This window comes from Anaeromyxobacter sp. SG17 (assembly GCF_022690695.1).
In the GTDB taxonomy this organism is placed as follows: Bacteria; Myxococcota; Myxococcia; order Myxococcales; family Anaeromyxobacteraceae; genus Anaeromyxobacter; species Anaeromyxobacter soli.
In genome coordinates, this window is record NZ_JALCYX010000026.1 from 40080 (window position 1) to 61131 (window position 21052).

18 protein-coding genes and 1 pseudogene are annotated in these 21052 nt (G+C 72.9%); 14 read left to right on the forward strand and 5 right to left on the reverse strand.

Annotated features, from left to right (window positions below; all coding sequences use genetic code 11):
• Window positions 1-17 precede the first annotated feature (17 nt).
• The 8 genes from hemL (at window position 18) to ychF (ending at window position 6396) form a co-directional block, all read left to right on the forward strand.
• Entirely contained in the window at window positions 18-1307 is a 1290-nt protein-coding gene (gene hemL, locus MNY60_RS11920) for a glutamate-1-semialdehyde 2,1-aminomutase (RefSeq protein ID WP_242360664.1), read from the forward strand.
• Entirely contained in the window at window positions 1308-2438 is a 1131-nt protein-coding gene (locus MNY60_RS11925) for an aminotransferase class V-fold PLP-dependent enzyme (RefSeq protein ID WP_242334182.1), read from the forward strand.
• A 149-nt stretch (window positions 2439-2587) separates the two neighbouring features.
• On the forward strand, window positions 2588-2851 hold the full coding sequence (locus tag MNY60_RS11930; RefSeq protein ID WP_242334185.1) for an AtpZ/AtpI family protein: 264 nt from the start codon (window positions 2588-2590) through the stop codon (window positions 2849-2851).
• A complete protein-coding gene (locus tag MNY60_RS11935) occupies window positions 2848-3216 on the forward strand; it encodes a hypothetical protein (protein ID WP_242334187.1) in 369 nt (122 codons plus the stop codon). Before MNY60_RS11930 ends, MNY60_RS11935 begins: the two co-directional genes overlap by 4 nt.
• Entirely contained in the window at window positions 3213-4307 is a 1095-nt protein-coding gene (atpB, locus tag MNY60_RS11940) for a F0F1 ATP synthase subunit A (protein WP_242360665.1), read from the forward strand. Before MNY60_RS11935 ends, atpB begins: the two co-directional genes overlap by 4 nt.
• Before the next feature lie 73 nt (window positions 4308-4380).
• Window positions 4381-4611 carry an ATP synthase F0 subunit C gene (atpE, locus tag MNY60_RS11945; protein WP_242334192.1) on the forward strand — a complete coding sequence of 77 codons (231 nt, stop codon included), beginning with the start codon at window positions 4381-4383 and terminating at the stop codon, window positions 4609-4611.
• A 53-nt stretch (window positions 4612-4664) separates the two neighbouring features.
• Window positions 4665-5198 carry a F0F1 ATP synthase subunit B gene (atpF, locus tag MNY60_RS11950; protein WP_242355175.1) on the forward strand — a complete coding sequence of 178 codons (534 nt, stop codon included), beginning with the start codon at window positions 4665-4667 and terminating at the stop codon, window positions 5196-5198.
• An 85-nt stretch (window positions 5199-5283) separates the two neighbouring features.
• Entirely contained in the window at window positions 5284-6396 is a 1113-nt protein-coding gene (gene ychF, locus MNY60_RS11955; protein ID WP_242334198.1) for a redox-regulated ATPase YchF, read from the forward strand.
• On the opposite strand, the gene pdxA is transcribed toward ychF, so the two are convergent.
• The 5 genes from pdxA to MNY60_RS11980 all read right to left on the reverse strand — a co-directional run bounded on the left by pdxA (window position 6397) and on the right by MNY60_RS11980 (window position 14501).
• Window positions 6397-7515: a 4-hydroxythreonine-4-phosphate dehydrogenase PdxA gene (gene pdxA, locus MNY60_RS11960; protein WP_242360666.1), complete on the reverse strand. Its 1119-nt coding sequence runs from the start codon at window positions 7513-7515 to the stop codon at window positions 6397-6399. It lies immediately after the preceding gene.
• Window positions 7512-8531, reverse strand: a complete 1020-nt coding sequence (locus tag MNY60_RS11965; RefSeq protein WP_242360667.1) for a peptidylprolyl isomerase — start codon at window positions 8529-8531, stop codon at window positions 7512-7514. Before MNY60_RS11965 ends, pdxA begins: the two co-directional genes overlap by 4 nt.
• Complete coding sequence (locus tag MNY60_RS11970) at window positions 8528-9481, reverse strand: peptidyl-prolyl cis-trans isomerase (RefSeq protein ID WP_242355180.1); 954 nt, start codon at window positions 9479-9481, stop codon at window positions 8528-8530. The genes MNY60_RS11965 and MNY60_RS11970 overlap by 4 nt, the downstream gene beginning before the upstream one ends.
• A 2-nt stretch (window positions 9482-9483) precedes the next feature.
• Window positions 9484-10488, reverse strand: a complete 1005-nt coding sequence (locus MNY60_RS11975) for a peptidyl-prolyl cis-trans isomerase (protein WP_242334210.1) — start codon at window positions 10486-10488, stop codon at window positions 9484-9486.
• 269 nt (window positions 10489-10757) lie between these two features.
• Window positions 10758-14501, reverse strand: a complete 3744-nt coding sequence (locus MNY60_RS11980) for a transcription-repair coupling factor (RefSeq protein WP_242360670.1) — start codon at window positions 14499-14501, stop codon at window positions 10758-10760.
• A gap of 436 nt (window positions 14502-14937) precedes the next feature.
• Here MNY60_RS11980 and MNY60_RS11985 point away from each other — a divergent pair, with 436 nt between their 5' ends.
• The 6 genes and pseudogenes from MNY60_RS11985 to MNY60_RS12010 form a co-directional block, all read left to right on the forward strand.
• Window positions 14938-15537 (forward strand): tetratricopeptide repeat protein, encoded by a 600-nt coding sequence (locus MNY60_RS11985; RefSeq protein WP_242360672.1) that lies wholly within the window; start codon window positions 14938-14940, stop codon window positions 15535-15537.
• A 10-nt stretch (window positions 15538-15547) separates the two neighbouring features.
• Window positions 15548-16609 carry a heat-inducible transcriptional repressor HrcA gene (hrcA, locus tag MNY60_RS11990; protein WP_242334218.1) on the forward strand — a complete coding sequence of 354 codons (1062 nt, stop codon included), beginning with the start codon at window positions 15548-15550 and terminating at the stop codon, window positions 16607-16609.
• A 158-nt stretch (window positions 16610-16767) separates the two neighbouring features.
• On the forward strand, window positions 16768-17439 hold the full coding sequence (locus MNY60_RS11995) for a nucleotide exchange factor GrpE (protein WP_242360674.1): 672 nt from the start codon (window positions 16768-16770) through the stop codon (window positions 17437-17439).
• Window positions 17440-17446: 7 nt separating this feature from the next.
• Window positions 17447-19273, forward strand: a complete 1827-nt coding sequence (gene dnaK / locus MNY60_RS12000) for a molecular chaperone DnaK (RefSeq protein ID WP_242334224.1) — start codon at window positions 17447-17449, stop codon at window positions 19271-19273.
• A 158-nt stretch (window positions 19274-19431) separates the two neighbouring features.
• On the forward strand, window positions 19432-20562 hold the full coding sequence (gene dnaJ, locus MNY60_RS12005) for a molecular chaperone DnaJ (RefSeq protein WP_242334227.1): 1131 nt from the start codon (window positions 19432-19434) through the stop codon (window positions 20560-20562).
• Between the two features lie 182 nt (window positions 20563-20744).
• A pseudogene (locus MNY60_RS12010) lies at window positions 20745-21052 on the forward strand (penicillin-binding protein activator); the annotation flags it as partial.

The window sequence follows — 21052 nt, forward strand, 5'->3', positions numbered from 1 at the left end:
TCACCGAGAGGAAAGCCATGAAGACCGAGCTGTCGGAGAAGCTGTTCGCGAAGGCGCAGACCCTGTTCCCCGGCGGCGTGAACTCGCCGGTGCGCGCGTTCCGCGGCGTGGGCGGGACGCCCCGGTTCATCGCGCGCGGCAGGGGCAGCCACCTCGTCGACGTCGACGGCAACGACTACGTCGACTACGTGCTCTCCTGGGGTCCGATGATCGTCGGGCACGCCCACCCGGAGGTGATGCGCGAGGTGCAGGACGCCATGAAGGAGGGCGCCTCGTTCGGCGCCCCCTCGCCGCGCGAGATCACCCTCGCGGAGCTCGTGCGCGAGCGGATGCCCTGGATCGAGAAGATGCGCTTCTGCTCCTCGGGCACCGAGGCCACCACCGCCGCCATCCGCGTGGCGCGCGGCTTCACGGGGCGCGACGACATCCTCAAGTTCGAGGGCTGCTACCACGGCGCGGGCGATCCGCTCCTCGTGAAGGCGGGCTCCGGCGTCGAGACGCTCGGGCTGCCCGACTCCCCGGGCGTGCCGGCGGACCTCGCGAAGCACACGCTCACGCTGCCGTACAACGACCTCGCCGCCGCCGAGCGGCTCTTCGCCGAGCGGGGCGACCGCCTCGCCTGCGTCATCATCGAGCCGGTGGTCGGCAACATGGGCGTGCTCGTCCCCAGGGCGGGCTACCTCGAGGGCCTGCTCACCCTGTGCCGCAAGCACGGCGCGCTCCTCATCGTGGACGAGGTGATGACCGGCTTCCGCGTGTCGTCGGGGGGCGCCTGCGGGCTCTTCGGCCTCCGGCCGGACCTCGTCACCTTCGGTAAGGTCATCGGGGGCGGGCTGCCGGTGGGCGCCTTCGGCGGGCGCGCCGACGTCATGGATCGGGTCGCGCCGGCGGGGCCCATCTACCAGGCGGGCACGCTCTCCGGGAACCCCATGGCGATGGCGGCCGGGACCGCCACCCTGCGCCTCATGACCCCCGCCGCCTACGAGAAGCTCGAGAACCTCGCCGCGAAGCTCGCGGACGGGCTCCGCGCCCGCGCCGCCGCCGCCAAGGTGCCGGTGCAGGTGAACCGGGTCGGCTCCATGCTCACGGTGTTCTTCTCGGAGAAGCCGGTGTTCGACGCCGCGAGCGCGCGGCTCTCCTCGACGAAGCGCTTCGGCGCCTTCTTCCACCGCATGCTGGAGGGCGGCGCCTACCTCCCGCCCTCGCAGTTCGAGGCGGCGTTCCTCTCGACCGCGCACTCCGAGGGCGACATCGAGCACACGCTCCTCGCGGCCGAGGCGGCGTTCGCCGAGGCCGCGAAGGTCTAGATGCCCGGCTGGGCGGAGCGCTTCGCGCCATTCGAGGGCGTCGCCTACCTCGACGCCGCGAGCCAGGGCCCCATCCCGCTCGCGGCGTCGCGCGCCGGGCGCGAGGCGCTCGCCCTCAAGGAGCGGCCCTGGCGCATCTCGGCGGCCACCTACGTCTCGGCCGTCTCCGAGGCGCGGGCCCTCGCGGCGCGCCTCCTCGGCGCGCGCGAGGAGGCAGTGGCGCTCGTCACCGGGGCGGGTCAGGTGGTGAACGCCGTCGCGCGCGGGCTCGACCTCGGCGAGGGCGACGAGGTGGTGCTCGCGCGGCACGAGTTCCCCTCGAACGACCTGCCCTGGCGCTGGCTCGCCCGCCGCGGCGTCGCGATCCGCGTCGTCGAGCCGGATCATCCGACCGGCGCGGTCTCGGCCGAGCGGCTCGCCGAGGGGGTCGGTCCGCGGACCCGCGTCGTCGCGTTCGCCCACGTCTCGTACCTCCACGGCGGGCGGCTCGATCCCGGGCCGGTGGTCGAGGCGGCGCGGCGCTTCGGGGCGATCACGGTGGTGGACGGGAGCCAGGCGGCGGGCGCGCTGCCGTTCGACTTCGGCGGCTCCGGCGTCGACGTCTACGCCGCCTCCGCCTACAAGCACCTGCTCGGCCCGTATGGCTGCGGGCTCGGGCTCTTCTCGGCGCAGGTGCTCGACCGGCTCGCGGTGGGGGATCTGAACTGGTGGGCGGTGAAGGGCGCGGAGGACTACGGCAACCTGCCCGCCGACATCGAGCTTCGGCCCGGCGCGCAGCGCTACGACGCGCACGAGACGGCGGCGTTCTTCAACCTGCTCCCGCTCGCCGAGTCGCTGCGCCTCCTCCTCGAGGCGACGCCCGCCGCGGTCCAGGCGCACGCCCGCGCGCTCGGCGACCGCCTCCTCGCGCGCCTGCCGCAAAGCTTCGTCCCGGCGAGCCCCCTCGAGCCGGCCGCGCGGAGCCACCTCCTCTGCCTGCGCGCGCAGACCTCCGCCGCCACCCTCGCCGCGTACGAGCGGCTCCGCGCGGCCAAGGTCTGGGCGTCGCTGCGCGGCGACCGGATCCGAGTGTCGCCGCACCTTTACAGTACCGAGGAGGACGTCGACCGGCTGCTCGCCGCGCTCGGCTGAGCAGATCGGGGGGGGAGCGCTCCCGGCGGGGTGCGAGACCATTGACGTGTGCGCCACGCCCCTGCTATACGGGCGTGCCTTTCCGCCCGCGGAAGCATTGGGGAATCCCGCTTCTCCGGGGTTGCGGAGAGGCCGGCAGCGGAGGGTCTTTGGCGGATCCCGAGGATCGAGAGCGCGGGTCCGGCGAGGACAAGGGGCTCTCCGGGCTCGCCGAGGGGTACCGGAAGGCCGCGCCGTACATGGCGGCCTCCTCGAGCCTCGTCGGCGCGGTCGGCGTGTTCACGTTCCTCGGCTACCTCGCCGACCGGAAGCTCGGGAACGAGGTCCCCTGGCTCACGATGCTGGGGGCGGTGCTCGGCATGACGGGCGGCTTCATCAGCTTCTTCAGGCAGGTCCTCAAGGGAAAGAAGTGAAGCATCAGGTCATCACCGTCGCCCTCTCGCTCGCCTTCGTCGGCCTCGCGCTCGCCGCGGGGCAGTACCGGCGCGCGGCGCTCGTGGGCGCGACGGCCTGCAGCTTCACCGCCCTCCTGTCGATGCTCGTGCTCGCCCGCTCGGTGAAGAACGCCGAGAAGCCCCTCAAGCCGGCGCTGCTCGTCATGACCGTCGCGTTCCTCGCCCGCATCCTCCTCGTCGCGCTCGGCACCGTGTTCGTGGCGCGCGCCGGCGAGAACGTCTTCGCCTTCGTCGTCGCCTTCTTCGTGCCGTACTTCGCCTTCAGCGCCGTCGAGGGCGTCTACCTCCACTCGCTTCGCCGCTTCACGGGAAGGGCCGCATGACCGCCATCCTGACCCTCGCGCTCACGCTTTCCCTCGCTCAGGCGCCCGCCGCGCATGAGGCGCCGGCGCACGAGACGCCCGAGGTCGCCGCGCCCGCCGCCGAGGGCGGCCACGGCGAGGCGGGTGGGCACGGCGGCGGCCTCTCCGAGTCGCTCATGCACCACGTGACCGACGGTCACACGCTCGAGTACCCGGGCTACTGCGAGGGCGGCTTCGCCTGGAACTGCGAGGTCGACCTCGACCACGTGTTCGGCACGCACCGCGATCACGCCACCGGCAAGGCGTCGGGCCCGCTCGTCTTCGGCTCGCTCGACATGACGCCGACGAAGCACGCGGTGATGATGTGGATCGCCTCGCTCGTGCTCATCGTCGCCTTCGTCTCGGCGGTGCGCAGGAAGGGGCTCGTCCCCCGCGGCCTCTACAACTTCCTCGAGATGCTCGTGCAGTTCGTGCGGAACGAGATCGCCCGCAAGAACATCGGCGAGCACGACGGCGACCGCTTCGTCCCGTACCTCGTCACCGCCTTCTTCTTCATCCTCTTCGTGAACCTGTTCGGCCTCTTGCCCTGGTCCGCCACCGCGACCGGCAACCTGTCCGTCACGGTCGCCCTGGCGCTGTTCACCTTCGTCATCACGCAGTACGCGGCCATCAAGGCGATGGGGCTCGGCGGCTGGCTGAAGCACCTGACGGGCGGCGTCGCCCCGTGGCTGTGGCCCATCATGATCCCGGTCGAGATCCTGGGCCTCTTCACGAAGCCCTTCGCTCTCACCGTCCGTCTCTTCGCCAACATGGTGGCGGGCCACATCGTCATCTTCTCGCTCATCGGCCTCATCTTCGCCCTCGGCCACTGGGGCGTGGCGTTCGGCTCGGTGCCGATGGCGCTCGGCATCTACCTGCTCGAGCTCTTCGTCGCGTTCGTGCAGGCCTACATCTTCACCATGCTCTCCTCGCTCTTCATCGGTCAGGGCCTCGCGCACCACGGCCACGACGAGGAGCACGGCGAGCACGGCCACGGCGAGCCGGGCATGGGCTCGGTCGATCACGGCAACCACGCTTCTCACGTGGCGGGGGCGTCCCCCGGCCATGGGTAGTCGAGCGCTCCACGCGCCACGGGAATCAAGCGGCCCGGTAATCCCGCACCTCTGAAAGACAAGGCAGACGACCATGACCTCCACCGCCCTCGCGTTCCTCTCCGCCGGCTTCGGCGCCGGCCTCGCCGTCCTCGGCGCCGGCCTCGGCATCGGCAAGCTCGCCGCCGCCGCCATGGAGGGCTCCGCCCGCCAGCCGACCGTCGCCGGCGACATCCGCACCTCGATGATCATCGCCGCCGCCCTCATCGAGGGCGTGACGCTCTTCGCGATCGTCGTCTGCGTGCTCCTCGCCATCAAGGCGTAGGGGCACATCCGGCTCGTCGAACCTTCACCTCCTCTTCACCCACGGAGTCGCGCATGGCCTCCCTCGCGTCCCTGCCCCTCGCAGCCGGAGGGCTCACGGACCTGAACCCCGGCCTCACCCTCTGGGCGGCCATCACGTTCCTGTTCCTGCTCGTGGTCCTCTCCAAGTTCGCGTGGGGGCCCATCGTCAAGATGCTCGACGAGCGGGAGCGGACCATCCGCGAGGCGATCGAGGCGGCCAAGAAGGAGCGCGCCGAGGCGGAGCGGATGCTCGCCGAGCAGAAGGCCTCGCTCGCCCACGCGCAGCGCGAGGCCGCCGAGCTCGCGCGGCGCAACCAGCAGGAGGTCGAGGTGCTCCGCCAGGAGCTGACCGCCCGCGCCCGCAAGGAGGCGGACGAGCTCGTCTCCTCCGCCCGCAGGCAGATCGACGAGGAGAAGACCAAGGCGATGTCGGAGCTCCGCGCGCAGGTCGCGGACCTCGCCATCGACGCGGCCTCTCGCCTCGTGAAGGCGAACCTCGACGACGCCTCGCAGCGGAAGCTCGTCGAGGACTACATCGCGCAGCTCCCGGCGAACCGCGCCGCCTAGCGCGGCCGGACCGGTCTAGACGCTCCGGCGGGCCCCGCGTCCGCCGGAGCGTTTCCATTTTCCGCGGGCTAGATTCAAGGGTCGCATGGGTCTCTCGATCGGCATCGTCGGCCTCCCCAACGTGGGGAAGTCCACCCTCTTCAACGCGCTCCTCGGCGCGGCGCAGGCCGCGGCCGCGAACTACCCGTTCTGCACCATCGAGCCGAACGTGGGGGTCGTGCCGGTGCCCGATCGGCGGCTCGAGCGGCTGGCCGCGCTCTTCAAGCCGAAGAAGACCACCCCCACCACCCTCGAGTTCGTGGACATCGCCGGCCTCGTGGCCGGCGCCTCCAAGGGCGAGGGGCTCGGCAACCAGTTCCTCGGCAACATCCGGCAGGTCGACGCGATCGCCCACGTGCTGCGCTGCTTCGAGGACCCCGACGTCGTGCACGTCGCGGGCAAGGTCGATCCGCGCGGCGACCGGGAGGTCGTCGAGACCGAGCTCATGCTGAAGGACCTCGAGTCGGTCGAGAAGCGGCGCGAGCGGGCCATGAAGAACGCCAAGGCGCCGGGGAAGCCCGGCGAGCTCGCCAAGGCGGAGCTCGCCGCGCTCGATCGCGCCAAGGCCGGCCTCGAGGCGGGCACCCCCGTCCGCGCGCAGAAGCTCTCCGAGGACGACCGCGCGCTGCTCGCCGACCTCTTCCTCCTCACCTCGAAGCCGGTGCTCTACATCGCCAACGTTGACGAGTCGCAGCTCGGCAAGGAGGCGACCGATCCGAGCATCCTGGCGGTGAAGGCGCTCGCCGACGCCGAGGGCGCGCCCATGGTGGAGATCTCCGGCAAGGTCGAGTCCGAGCTCGCCGCGCTCGCCCCCGGCGAGCGGGAGGAGTACCTCGCCTCGCTCGGCCTGGAGGAGCCCGGCCTCGACCGGCTCGTCCACGCGGGCTACCGGCTGCTCGGCCTCATCACCTACTTCACGGCCGGCGAGGACGAGTGCCGCGCCTGGACCGTGAAGGCGGGCTCGCGCGCCCCCCAGGCGGCGGGCGTCATCCACTCCGACTTCGAGAAGGGCTTCATCAAGGCGGAGGTGATCCGCATCGAGGATCTGCTCGAGCTGAAGAGCGAGTCCGCCGCGCGCGAGAAGGGCAAGCTGCGCATCGAGGGCAAGGAGTACGTCGTCCAGGACGGCGACGTGATGCACTTTAGGTTTAATGTGTGATCAGCGGCCGCGGGTCGGGCGGGCCTGCGCCCTGACCCCCGCGATGCGCGCGGCGAGGCGGAGCGCGGCGATCATCGAGGCCGGGTTCGCCACCCCGCTGCCGGCGATGTCGTAGGCGACCCCGTGATCCGGGCTCGTGCGCACGATGGGGAGCCCGAGCGTCACGTTCACCGCCGGGTCCCCGCCCACCGCGTCGAGGAGCTTCACGGGGATGAGCCCCTGGTCGTGGTAGAGGGCGACCACCGCGTCGAACTCGCCGAGCGCGGCGCGGAAGAACACCGAGTCCGCGGGGAACGGGCCGCGCGCGCGGGCGCCGGCGCTCGCCGCGCGGGCGAGCGCGGCGGGGAGGAGCGTCTTCTCCTCGTCGCCGAACGCGCCCTCCTCGCCGGCGTGCGGGTTGAGCGCGGCGAGGGCGAGGCGCGGGCGCGCGAGGCCCAGGTCCTCGCGCAGCGCCCGGTGGGTGATGACGAGCGTCTCGGCGATGCGCTCGACGGTGAGCGCGCGCCTGAGCTTCGCGAAGGCGACGTGGTTCGTGACGAGCGCGATCTTGAGCTTCTCGCCGGCGAGCATCATCACCGAGCGGCGCACCCCGCAGCGGGCCTCGAGCCACTCGGTGTGGCCCACGAAGCCGGGCAGCGCGCGGGCGACCTGGGCCTTCGACACCGGGGCGGTGGTGAGCGCGTCGGCGTCCCCGCGCCGCACGGCGTCGAAGGCGGCCTCCAGGGCGGCGAGCTGGGCCTCGCCGGCGCGGGGATCGGGGCGGCCGGGGCGCACCGCGCCGGCGGGGAGCCGCGTGACCGTGACGAGCGCGCCCTCCGGCGGGAGCGGCGCGCCGGGGACGACGAGCGGGAGTCCGCTCGAGGCGAGCTCGCGGGCGAGCACGCGCGCGTCGCCGAAGACGTAGGGCACGAGGGCGCCCCGCAGCGCCGCGAGCGCCTTGGCGGTCACCTCGGCGCCCACGCCCGAGGGGTCGCCGAGGCTCACGGCGATGCGCGGCAGCGCGGGGAGCCGGGCGCGCTCCGGCCGCGCGCTCGCGGCGCGGCGCCTCGGCGCCCGGGGCGAAGAGGCGATGGGTCGCGGCGCGACGGCGACCGCGTGCCGGCGCGCGCGGACGCTCACTTCTGCAGCTCGGGCAGCTTGGTCTCGACGAGCGCGTCGCGGCGCAGCTCGGCGATGAGCTGCTGGCGGTAGGTGCCCGCCTGCTGGTCGACGAGGTGGGCGCGGATCTCCTCCTTCGCGTCCTCGAACGACCTCGTCCCCGACGCCCGGCGCTCCTCGACCTTGAAGACGTGCAGGCCGGGGCCGGCGCGCACGGGCGGCGAGAGCTCGCCCGGCTTGAGGGCGAACGCCGCGTCCTCGAGGGCCTTCTCGATGGTGCCGCGGCGGAGCCAGCCGAGGTCGCCGCCCTCGGCGGCGGAGGGGCCCTTCGACACCTCGCGCGCCACTGCCGAGAAGTCCTCGCCGGTCTTGAGCCGCTGCAGGATGCGGGTCATCTGCTCCTGCACCTTCTCCTGCTGCGCCTTGGTGGCGCCGTCCGGCAGGGGCAGGAAGATGTGGCGGACCTTCACCTCGTCCTCGCCGCCGAACTCCTGCGGGTGGGACTGGTAGTAGTTGCGCAGGTCGTCGTCCGAGACCTTCACCTTGGAGCGCACCTCGTACTGGAGGACGAGGAAGGCGTCGTACTCGCGCTTCACGTTGGCGCGGAAGGCCGCCCGGTCGAGCCCCTGCTCCTTGAGCGCGCGCTCGAGCGCCGCGTCGTCGAAGTCGTTGCGCTTCTTGATGTCCGCGACCGCCTCGTCGATCTGCTGCTCGGTCGCCTCGAGCTGCAGCTCCGCAGCCTTCGCCTGGAGGAGCCGCTCGGCGATCACGTCGTCGAGGGCGCGCTTCAGCGCGGCGGCCTGGGCCTGGTCGCGCTCGGGCCCCGGGCTGAGCTGCTCCGCCTTGAGCAGCGCGGGGCCGGCGCGGTCGGCGAGCTCGGAGAGCGTCACCACCTCGCCGTTCACGAGCGCGGCGACGCGGTCGACGACCTGGTGAGGGGCGGCCGCCGGGGGAGGCGTCGCGGGCGCCGCAGGGGCCGCGGGGGCGGCAGGGGCGGCGGCGAGGAGGACGAGCAGGGGGAGGGCGGCTGGGGTCACGGATTCACTCCGGCGAGGGCCTTCTCGTCGATCTCGATGCGGGCGCGCTCGCGCAAGGCCTTGAGATAATCGTCCTGGGCCCGCGCGCGCTTCTCGCGGGTGAGCTTCTCGGCGATTTCGGGCCGCGCCTGGTCGAGCGAGCGCCGGGCCGCGGCGCGCCGGTCGATCACCTTGAAGACGTGGAAGCCGTACGGTGAGGGGGTGACGTCGCTCACCTTGTTGAGGGGCAGGGAGAAGGTGACGTCGAAGACCTCGGGGAATCCCGCGCCGCGCCCGATGAAGCCGAGGTCGCCGCCGGCCTTGCCCTCCGGGGCGATCGACGACTTGCGCGCGACCTCCGCGAAGGTCTGCGGGTTCCTGCGGAGGCGGTCGCGGATCGCGAGCGCCTCCTCCTTGGTCGACACCACGACCTGGAGCACGTGCACCCGCTCCGGCTCCTCGAACTCCGCCGCGTGGTCCGCGTAGTAGCGCTGGATCTCCCCGTCGGCGACCTGCACCTGCGGGAACACCTGCTCCTCGAAGAGCCGCTCGATGGTGAGCTGGTCCTTGAGCCGCCCCTTGAGGTCCGCCTGGCCGAGGCGCTGCTGGGCGAGGAGGTCGTCGAAGTTCGAGCCGGGGTACTCGGCGCGCACCCGCAGGAACGCGCGCTCGACCTGGTCCTGGCCCACCACGATGGACCGGGCGCGCGCCTCCTGGAGGAGGAGCGCCCGATCCACGAGCTCGTCGAGGAGGCCGCGGCGGAGCGTGTCGCCCCCGCCGTCGGCCTGGGCCTCGCCGGCGCGCGTCTCGCGCAGCTCGCGCGCGAGGACGTCGGCGCCGATGGGCTCGCCGTTCACGAGCGCCACGGCGCGCGGCGCGGGCGGCGCGTCCTTCTTCTCGCCGCCGCACCGGCCGCAGCCCCCGGCGAGCACGCCGAGGGCCGCGAGCGGGATGAGGAGCCTCGCGCGCACGCCTACTTCGCCGGCGGGGCGGGGGTCGCGCTCGGCATCGGGCCGTGGGGCATGACCCCCGTCATCCCGGTGCCGGGCATCCCGGGCATGGCGCCCGGCGCGGCGGCGCTGACCTCCACCGCCTCGAGGGCCTTCTCGTCGACGGAGATCTTCGCCTCGTCCTTGAGGCGCTTCAGCCACTCGTCGAACTCCTTCGTCTTCTTCTCGCGGTAGAGCTTGTTCTGGATCTGCGCCTTCACCTGGTCGAAGGAGCGGTTCAGCTCCTCCTGCTGCGCGGTGAGCTTGAGGAGGTAGAAGCCCTTCGGCGTCTCGACGACGCCGGAGGTCTGCCCGGCGGAGAGCGCGAAGGCGGCGTCGGCGAGCTCCTTCGAGTAGGCCGCCGTGAGCTCCTCGTGCGACTTGTACTGCAGGTCGCCGCCGGCGTTCTTCGTGGCGGCGTCCTCGGAGTACTGCGAGACCGCCTGCGTGAAGGCGAGCGGGTTCTTCTGCTCGTCGGCCTTGATCTTGGCGAGCGCGGCCTTCGCGGCGGCGAGCTTCTTCGCGCGCTCGGGCGAGCCGGCCGGCGCCTCGAACACCACCGCGGCGACGCGCACGCGCTTCGGGCGGAAGTAGTCCGTCTTGTGCTCGTCGTAGTACTTCTGGAGCTCGGGCTCGGGGACCTCCTTCGCGCGCTCGAGGTCCTGGAAGTTCTTCTGGACGAGCTTCTGGACCATGATCTTCTTCAGGGTCAGCTGCACGTCGGGATCCGTCGCGAGGCCCTGCTTCTCGGCCTCCCGCGCCAGCACCTCGAAGCGGATGAGGTTGTCGAGGAACTCCTTCTTCCGCTCGAGCGTCGAGTAGCGCGCCCGGATGAACGGCGACTGCTCGTCGAGGCGGGCCTTGAACTCGTCGGCGGTGATGGTGACCCCGTTGCCCTTCGCGATCACGGGGCCCGACTTCTTGTCCTTCGGCGACTGGCAGGCGGCGGCGAGCGCGCAGAGGCCGATGACGAGGGAACGGCGCAGCATGCGGGTGCTCCTTCGGGAAGACGTGCGGTAAAGGCCGGTCAGCCAACGCAGGACCACGCCCCGTTCTTCCCCGCCGGGGGTCCGGGCGCTGGCTTGGAGCGGCTGAAAAGAGCACGGAACGAGGGGGGGATCAAGGACGAGGTCCCCCCGTCGGGTGGCCCGCCGTCCCTCGCACGCCAGGTCGCGCCCCCGCCGCCCAAAGCCCTGTCCCGGCGCCTGCTCGCGACGCGCGATGCGACGCGAGGCGCGGCCAGGCGCCGCGGCCCGTTTCACTCGGGCCGCGCGCAGCGGGCGAGGCCGGCGAGGAGCTGGCGGGCGGCGCCGAGCAGCTCGCGCCCGGTCGAGAGCTCCATGGCCGGCGACGGCACGAGCCCGACCGCCGCCGTCCGGACGGCCACCGGCGCAGGGCGCGGGGCCGCCTTGCCCTTCACGATCCTGGCAGGCTTGCCGGGCGGGGCCTTCGCCGGCGGGGGCTTCGCGCCGGGGAGCGCCGAGACGAGCTTCATGTCCGGGGTGAGGCGGAGCGCGCCCCCCGAGGCCGCCACGTGCTTCGCGAGCAGGAACGGGTCGAGCGCGGCCGTCTCGCCGAGGGTGAGGACGAGCCGGCCGGGGCCGGCCTCGATGGCGCGGATGCGCAGCGCGCGCAGCCGCACCTTCACCGCCATCACGTCGCAGAGCGCGTCGAGCTCCTCCGGCGGATCGCCGCAGCGGTCGATGATCTCCGCCCGCACCTCGTCGAGCTCCTCGTCGGTCGTCGCCTGGGCCAGCCGCTTGTAGAAGTAGAGCCGCTGGTGGACGTCCGGCATGTACGGGTCGGGGATGAAGGCCGGCACCGGGAGCTGCACGTCGGGATCGATGTCCTCGCGCGGCGGCTCGCCCTTGAGCTCGCGCACGGCCTCGTCGAGGAGCTCGGAGTAGAGCTCGAAGCCGACCGCCTCGATCTGGCCGGACTGGTCCTTGCCGAGCAGGTTCCCCGCCCCGCGGATCTCGAGGTCGTGGCTCGCGATCTTGAAGCCGGCGCCGAGCTCGCTGAAGCGCTGCAGGACCTCGAGGCGCTTCTGGGCGTCCTTCGTCACGGGGCGCCTCGCGGGCACGAGCAGGTACGCGTAGGCGCGCTCGCGGCTGCGGCCGACGCGGCCGCGGATCTGGTAGAGCTGCGCGAGGCCGAAGTGGTCGGCGCGGTTCACGATGATGGTGTTCGCGCTCGGGATGTCGAGGCCGCTCTCGATGATCGACGTCGCGAGGAGCACGTCGAGCTCCTTGCGGACGAAGCGGCTCATCACCTCCTCGAGCTTGCCCTCGCCCATCTGCCCGTGGGCGACGCCCACCCGCGCCTCGGGCGCGATCTCGGCGAGGAACTTCTGCATCGCGTTGATGGAGCGGACGCGGTTGTGGACGAAGTACACCTGCCCGCCGCGCTTCAGCTCGGTCTCGATCGCCTCCTTGACCACCTGCGGGTCGAACTTCATGACGAAGGTGCGGATGGCGCGCCGATCCTCCGGCGGCGTGGCGATGATGGAGAGGTCCCGCACGCCGGCGAGGCTCATGTGCAGCGTGCGCGGGATGGGCGTCGCGGTGAGCGTCAAGACGTCCACGAGCTTGCGGAGCTTCTTCAGGCGCTCCTTGTGCGCGACGCCGAAGCGCTGCTCCTCGTCCACCACCACGAGGCCGAGCTCCTTGAAGGAGACGTCCGCGGCGAGGAGCCGGTGCGTGCCGACGACGATGTCGACCTTCCCCTGGGCGGCGTCCTTCAGGATCCGCTTCACCTCCTCGGAGGTCTTCATCCGGGAGACCGCCTCGATGCGCACCGGGTAGCCCTTGAAGCGCTCCCGGAAGGTCCGCTCGTGCTGCGAGGCGAGCACGGTGGTCGGGACGAGCACCGCCACCTGCTTCTTCGAGAGCACCGCGAGCATGGCGGCGCGCATCGCCACCTCGGTCTTGCCGTAGCCGACGTCGCCGCAGACGAGCCGGTCCATGGGAACTGGGGGGGCGGATGAGGCTCCCCCCGCTCGCTCCGGGGCAGGCTCAGCCGACTGCCCCTTCGCTCGCAGACGGGAACCCTTCGTCATGTCGGCGATCACGTCGGCGATCGCCTTCGCCTGGTCGGGCGTCTCCTCCCAGGGGAACTCCGCCTCGAACTCGCGGAAGATCCCGTCCGGCTGGGCGAACTGGAAGCCCGGGTGCGCCGCGCGTGCGGCGTAGATGTCGAGCAGCTCCGCCGCCATCTTGAGGAGCTGCTCCTTCACCCGCGCCTTGCGGAGCGCGAAGGACTGCCCGCCGAGCCGGTCGAGCCGGACCGTCTCCGGCGAGGCGCCGGTGAACTTCTGCACCTGGCGCAGCTTCGCGACCGGCAGGTAGAGCCGGTCGGCGCCGTCGTAGGCGAGGACGAGGAAGTCGCCCTCCACCCCGCGGATCTGCATCTTGGTGAGGCCGAGGTAGCGGGCGATGCCGTGCTCGACGTGGACGACGAGGTCGCCGTCGTTGAGCTCGCGGAAGGCCGCCGCGAAGGCGTTCTCCTCCTTGGTGCGCCGCGCCTTCTTGCGCACCCGCCGGCCGAAGATCTCCTCGTCGGCGACGACCGCGAGCCCCGCCTCGCCGTCCACGAAGCCCTGCGAGATCTCGCCCTGGAACACGTGGGCGTGGATGGCGGGGTCGAAGATCGCGCGCGGATCGCCTGGAGGGCCCTCGTGCGCGCGCAACGCCTGGCGCCGATCCTCGAGGAGCCGGCGGAGCCGGTCCGCGGTGGAGGGCGAGCCGCAGGCGACCACGGCCGCGATGCCCCGCCGGCGCCACTCGTCGAGGCGGCGGGTGAGCGGGGCGAGCGCGCCCTCGTCGCCGTGGGCGGCCTCGATCTCCCCGCGGATGGCGTGGGTGTCCGAGAGCGAAAAGCGGACGGGCTCCGCCGTCCCGAGCCACACCCCGTGGCGGCGCACCACCGGCCGCGCCGCGAGCGCGGCGAGCGCCTCGGCGGCGGGGAGGAAGTGCGCCTGCGGCGGGAGGGCCAGCTCCTCGCGGCGCAGCGCGGCCTCGTGCTCGCGGGCGAGCTCCGCGTCGAGCTCCTGGAGCGCCTCCTCCACGCCGGCCGCGTCGTCCACGTAGGCGAGGGTGCCCGGGGGCAGGTAGTCGAGGAGCGTGCCGAGCCCCCCGGCGTGGAAGCCGGGGAGGAGCGCCTCCATGCCGAAGAACGGGGTGCCGGCGTCGATCGCGTCGAGCACCTCGCGCACCCGCGAGGTGGGACGGTTCACGCGCTCGGCCGCCTCGCGCACCGCCGCCTTGGCCGCCTCCTTCCCCTCGTCGGAGAAGAGCGCCTCGCGCGCCGGGGAGAGGAGCACCTCCGCCACGTCGCCCTCGCTGCGCTGGGTCTGCGGGTCGAAGGCGCGGCAGCTCTCGATCTCGTCCCCGAAGAACTCGAGCCGCACGGGCGCGGCGTCGGCCGGGCTCCACAGGTCGACGATGCCGCCGCGGACGGCGAACGTGCCGGGGTCCTCGACGAGGGGCGTGCGGGTGAAGCCGAGCAGCACGAGCTTCGCGGCGAGCGCCTCGCGCTCGATCGAGACGCCCTTGCCGAGGAGGTCCGCCCCCGCCTCGAACACGCGGCGCGGCACCATGCGGCGCGCGAGCGCGCGCGCCGAGACCACCACCGCCTTCACGGCATCCGGGGCGACATGGAGCTTCGCGAGCGCGGAGAGCCGCTCCATCTCCACGCCGCGGTCCGGCGACAGGTCGTCGTAGGGCAGCACCGCGTCGGACGGGACGCGCACGACGGCGTCACGCCCGAGGAAGAACGCGAGGTCGCGCGCGAGCCCGTCCGCGTCCTCCTCATCGGGTGCGACCGCGAGGACCGCGCGCGCCCGGGCGGGGCCCGGCGCGAGGAGCTCCCGCACGAGGTATCCGCGGGCGGCGCCGGCGACGCCCACCACGTCGGCGCGCCGCTGGGTCTCGAGGGCGCGGCGGACGCGGGCGCGCGCGTCGGTCGGGGCAGTCTCGTCTGAGGAAGGCTTCGTCGTGATCACGGCGATCGGCTCGGGGGCGGCATCTTACTTGCGACGCCGCCTGGGGGCGCGCGCGTTTCATGCCCGCTCGGGACGCGGTCGAAAAGAAGAGGCGCCGGGCTCAACGGACGACCTTCGCCGTGCTCGCGCCGCCGCAGTCGCTCGCCCCCGTGGGGAGCGTTCGCGACTTCGGGGGAGCGTTCACGCCGATCCTCGCCGTGCCCGACGCCTCGCCCTGATCCTAACTCCCCCCATCCCGCCGCGCCCGCTGCGCCACCTGCTTCCTTGATCGGCCTCTGGGGCACCGCTACACTCGGACCAGCCCTGGAACGCCTTAGAGCCACCCGTGCGGCCACCGATCTCCCGCTCCTCCATCGCTGCGGCCCTCGCGTCGCTCGCCCTCGCTGCGTGCGGCGGGGCGGAGCCTCGCCCGGCCGCTCGCGAGGACGCGGCGCCCATGCTCGCCACGCTCGCGAGCCCGCCGGGCGCGGGCTCTGAGCGTGTCCGGGCGGGCGACCTCGCGGGCGCCCGCGCGTCCTTCGAGGCGTCGCTCGCCCAGGATCCCGATCGCCTGGCCGCGCTCAACGACCTCGCGGTGAGCTACCTGCTCGAGGGGCACGCCGACGCGGCGCGCCGGCTGCTCGACGAGGTGGTCGCGAGCGGCAGGCCCCGGGAGCAGCAGGCGGCGCTCGTGAACCTCGGCGAGCTCTACGCGGCCGAGGGGTACGTCTCCGCCGCCGAGGCCTACCTCGAGACCGCGCGCGCCATCGATCCGGCGCGGCCCGAGCCCTGGTACGCGCTCGCGCTGCTCGCCGACGGACGCGGCGAGCAGGACGCCACGCGCGCCGCCCTCGCCGAGGCGCTGCGGCTCGACGACGGGGGTGCGGCGCGGGCAGCGTTCGCTTACGTCTACCCCGAGGAGCGCATTCACCTCGAGGCGCTCGTCGCCCAGGCGTCGGGCGATCGAGCGCTCGCGGGCGCGCGCTGGCGGGAGCTCTCCGGGAGCCGCTTCGCGGCCCTCGCCGCGTCGGCGGAGAGGCACCTCGCCGGCGAGTAGGCGGAGACCGATGCCGGGGCCCACAGGCGAGCTGGACAAACGCGAGCGCGAGATCCTCCGCGCGCTGGTCCAGGACTACATCCAGACCGGCGAGCCGGTCGCGAGCCAGCCGCTCCTCGCACGCCACGAGCTCGACTGCTCTCCCGCCACGGTGCGGTCGGTGATGGGCGATCTCGAGGAGCTCGGCTTCCTCGAGAAGCCGCACGCCTCCTCCGGGCGGATCCCCACCGAGCGCGGCTACCGGCTCTACGTCGACTCGCTCCTCAAGATGCGCCCGCCCTCGGCGCAGGACCGCGACCGGATCGAGCGGCTCGCCCACGCCGCGAACGACGTGGGCCAGCTCCTCGAGAGCACCGCCGACCTGCTCCACTCGCTCTCGCACCACGCGGGCGTGGTCACGACGCCGCGGCCCCGGGTCGATCCCGTCCGCCAGGTGGAGTTCGTGCGGCTGCGCGAGAACCGGGTGCTCGCCGTGTTCGTCTCCGAGGCGGGGATCGTCACGAACAAGCTCGTGCAGCTCGAGTTCCCCATGGCGGCGGCGGACCTCGAGCGCGCCGCGCACTACCTGAACGAGAAGATCCAGGCGCTCGCGGCCGCGGCGGAGACGCTCCCGGCGGTGCGCGAGCAGATCCTCTCCGACATGCGCGCCGACCAGAGCGCGCTGCACGACCTCCTCCAGAAGGCACTCTCGCTCGCGGAGCAGTCCTTCGCGCCGAACGAGGAGCGGGTGCTCGTCGACGGCGAGGAGAGCTTCCTCGACGCGCCGGAGTTCGCGAACGTGCGCAAGGCGCGGGCGCTGCTCAAGGCGTTCGCCGAGAAGGACCGCATCCTGCGGGTGCTCGATCGCGTGCTCACCTCGCAGGAGGTGCAGATCTTCATCGGCGCGGAGAGCGAGTTCGCGGCGGTGCCGGACGTCTCGGTCATCGCGGCGCCGTACGGGCGCGGCGATCACGTGCTCGGCACGCTCGCGGTGGTGGGCCCCACGCGCATGAACTACGCGCGCGTCATACCGCTCGTGGATCTCACCGCGCGCCACATCTCGCGCGCCCTCGCGGCCCTGTCGGACGGGTAGCGGGAGCGGCGTACACGGGCCGCGGGCCGGGCGCGCTCCGTCGCGGCGCGAGCCTTGTTCCGCCCGTCGGGCCCGTGCCATGATGGCCGCGAGCGCGCGCGCGCGGCGCGAGGCGTGCCGCGGCGTCGCTCGCCCCTTCGAACCCCCGATCGCGAGCGATGGCCGACACCCACGACAAAGGTGCCTTCCGGGCGGACATCCCCCTCGACGCGGTCGAGGAGGCGCTCCGCTCCGTCGAGCGGATCTCGGGCGGCGAGCCCCAGGCCGAGGCGGCGCCGCTCGAGGTGGAGAGCGCGCCCGCCGCCGCCGAGCCGGGCGAGGTCGAGCGGCTCCGGGCCGAGCTCGAGCTCTCCCAGGCGAAGGGGCGGGAGGTGCTCGACAAGCTCCGGGCCGAGCACGAGAAGCTGCTCCGCGCCGCCGCCGACCTCGAGAACTACAAGAAGCGCGCGGCGCGTGAGCGCGACGAGGTGCAGCGCTTCGGGATCGAGCGGGTGGTGAAGGACGTGCTGCCCGTGCTCGACGGGCTCGACCGCGCGCTCGCCGCGGCCACGGAGGACGACGCGCTCGCCAAGGGCGTGCGGCTCGTGCGGACGAGCTTCGAGCAGGCGCTCGCGAGGCACGGCGTGAGCGCCTTCAGCGCCATGGGCGAGCGCTTCGATCCGGCCGTGCACGAGGCGCTGCTGCAGGTGCCCACCGACGCCTCGCCGCCGGGGACGGTGGTCCTCGAGCACGCGCGCGGCTTCAAGCTCCACGACCGGCTCGTCCGGCCGGCCATGGTGGGCGTGGCGATCGCCGCGCCGCCCCCGGCCGCGGGTCCGAAGGAAGGGTGATCGATCGATGGGGAAGGTGATCGGCATCGACCTCGGCACGACGAACTCCTGCGTCGCGGTGATGGAGGGCGGCGACGCCGTCGTCATCCCGAACAGCGAGGGCTCGCGCACGACGCCGTCGATGGTCGCGTTCACGGAGGGCGGCGAGCGGCTCGTCGGCCAGATCGCGAAGCGGCAGGCCATCACCAACCCCGAGTCGACGGTGTACGTCGTGAAGCGGCTCATCGGCCGCAAGTTCCAGGATCCCGAGGTGGCGCGCTCGGCGGGGCTCGTGCCGTACCGGATCGTGGCGGCCGGCAACGGCGACGCCTGGGTGGAGGCGAGCGGCAGGTCCTTCTCGCCCGCCGAGATCTCCGCGATGGTCCTCGCGAAGATGAAGCAGACCGCGGAGGACTACCTCGGCGAGGCGGTCACCGAGGCGATCGTCACCTGCCCGGCCTACTTCAACGACGCCCAGCGCCAGGCCACGAAGGACGGCGGCCGCATCGCGGGCCTCGACGTGCTCCGCATCATCAACGAGCCCACCGCCGCCGCCCTCGCCTACGGCATCGACAAGCAGAAGGCGGGCGCCACCGAGCGGGTGGCGGTGTACGACCTCGGCGGCGGCACCTTCGACATCACCGTCCTCGAGCTCAACCTCGGCGTGTTCGAGGTGAAGGCGACGAACGGCGACACCTTCCTCGGCGGCGAGGACTTCGACCAGCGGCTCATCGACTGGCTCTCGCGGCGCTTCCGCGAGCAGACCGGCATCGACCTCACGCGCGACCGGATGGCGCTGCAGCGCCTCAAGGAGGCCGCGGAGCGGGCGAAGCACGAGCTCTCGAGCGCGACCGAGACGGAGGTGAACCTCCCGTTCATCACCGCCGACGCGAGCGGCCCGAAGCACCTCGCCGAGACCCTCGACCGCGCCACGCTCGAGGAGCTGTGCGGCGATCTCATCGAGCGGACGCTCGAGCCGTGCCGCACCGCCCTCAAGGACGCGGGCGTCACCGTCCAGCAGATCGACACGGTCATCCTGGTCGGCGGCATGACCCGCATGCCGAAGGTGCAGGAGGTCGTGAAGCGCTTCTTCGGCAAGGAGCCGCACAAGGGCGTGAACCCGGACGAGGTCGTCGCGGTCGGGGCGGCGATCCAGGGCGGCGTCCTCAAGGGCGAGGTGAAGGACGTCCTCCTCCTCGACGTGACGCCGCTCTCGCTCGGCGTCGAGACCGCCGGCGGCGTGTTCACGAAGATCATCGACAAGAACACCACCGTGCCCTGCAAGAAGTCGCAGGTGTTCTCCACCGCGGTCGACAACCAGCCCCTCGTCTCCGTCCACGTGCTGCAGGGCGAGCGCGGCATGGCCGCCGACGACAAGACCCTCGCGCGCTTCGAGCTCGTGGGCATCCCGCCCGCGCCCCGCGGCGTGCCGCAGATCGAGGTCACCTTCGACATCGACGCGAACGGGATCGTGCACGTCTCTGCGAAGGACCTCGGCACCGGCAAGCAGCAGCAGATCCGCATCACCGGCTCCTCCGGCCTCAGCGAGGAGGAGATCCAGCGGATGATCCGCGACGCCGAGGCGAACCGCGCCGACGACGTGGTGAAGAAGGAGCTCGCGGACCTCAAGAACAACGCCGAGGGGCTCATCTACACGACCGAGAAGAGCCTCGAGGAGTACGCGAGCGCCCTCGCCGAGGGCGACCTCGCCGAGATCCGCGCCGACCTCGACGCGCTCAAGGCGACGCTCGAGGGCGGCGACGCCGCCGCCGTGAAGGAGGCGCTCGGCCGGCTCGAGGGCAGCGCCTACCGCATCGCGGACGCGATCTACGCGCAGCAGGGGGGCGGCAGCTAGCCGCTCCGCCGAGCGTCGCCCGGAGCCCCCGGGTCGCGAGGCGGCGCGCCCCGTAGCGCGCCGGCGGGCGAGATCGGCCGGGCCGAATTGTCAGCCCCGCCGCGTGCGTTATATTGCCGCCGGCGCGGGCGGTCCGCTGCGGAAGGGCGCGAAAACACGTGGATAAGCGAGACTACTACGATGTCCTCGGCGTCGAGCGCGCCGCGGACGAGCAGGCGATCAAGACCGCGTACCGGAGGCTCGCCCACAAGCTCCACCCGGACAAGAACCCGGGCGACAAGCACGCCGAGGAGCAGTTCAAGGAGGCGTCCGAGGCCTACTCGGTCCTCTCGGATCCCGACAAGCGGGCCCGCTACGACCGGTTCGGGCACACGAACGGCGGCATGCCCGGCGCGGAGGGGTTCCCCTTCGGCGGCGGCGCCAGCATCAACGACATCTTCGGCGACATCTTCGGGGAGATGTTCGGCGGGGGCGCGGGCGGGCGACGGCAGCGCCAGCGCACCCGGGGCTCGGACCTCCGCTACCACCTCGAGATCGGCTTCGAGGAGGCCGCGTTCGGCACGGTCGCCCGCATCACCATCCCGCGCCCGAAGGCATGCGAGACCTGCCACGGCTCCGGCGCGAAGCCGGGCACCGGCCCGAAGACCTGCCCGACCTGCGGCGGCGCCGGCGAGATCCGGCTCACCCAGGGCTTCTTCTCGATCGCCCGCACCTGCCACCACTGCCAGGGCTCGGGCCGCGTCATCGTGGACAAGTGCCCGGCCTGCGCCGGGCAGGGCGCGCTGCGCGAGGAGGCGACCGTCGAGGTGAAGGTCCCGCCCGGCGTGGACACCGGCACGCGCCTCAAGCTCTCCGGCGAGGGCGAGCCCGCGCCGGTCGCGGGCGGCAGCCCCGGCGATCTCTACGTCGTGCTGCAGGTGCGCGATCACCCGATCTTCTCGCGCGAGGACACCGAGGTCCTCTGCGAGATGCCGATCTCCTTCACGCAGGCGGCGCTCGGCGCGACCATCGACGTCCCCACCCTCGACGGGCCGGCGAAGCTCAAGGTCCCGGCCGGCACGCAGAGCGGGAAGGTGTTCCGCCTGAAGGGGAAGGGGATCCCCGCCCTGTCCGGCGGCGGGCGCGGCGACGAGCACGTGCGGCTCCTCGTCGAGACCCCCACCCACCTCACCAAGGAGCAGCGCGAGCTGCTCGAGCGCTTCGCCGCGATCTCGGGCGAGGACACGCACCCCCAGGCGCGCAGCTTCTGGCAGAAGGTCGGCGATCTCCTGCGCGACGCGAAGGGGTAACTTTCCAAGGCGCACGAGCCCGGAGCCGAGGCGGGCACCCGCAGCGACGCGCGCCGAGGCGTACTGCTTCCGTACGCCGCAGGCGCAAGGAGCGAGGACGCCCGCCGCAGGCCCGGGATCGTGCGCCGAGCCGGGGGGAATCTGTTCCCACCCTGCGGGTTCCGCAGTAGATCGGGGTTCCCATGCGCGTCGTCGCCCGGAAGGTGCTCGCTTTCCTGTTCCTCGCCCTCGCTGCCTGCCCGAAGCGGGTGGTGGTGAACGGGCAGGAGATGTCGGTCGAGGACGCGGACACGCTCGCGCGCCGCGACCTCGAGGGCGTGCGCGCCGAGGGGAAGGGGCTCCCGCCCGCCGAGGCCGCCGCGCGGCTCGAGGCGTTCGCGGCGCGCTACCGCGGCGTGCCGGCCGGGGGCGACGCCCTGCACGAGGCCGCCGAGCTGCGGCGCGCGGCGGGCGAGCCGGCGCGCGCGGCCGAGGATCTCCGCACCCTGCT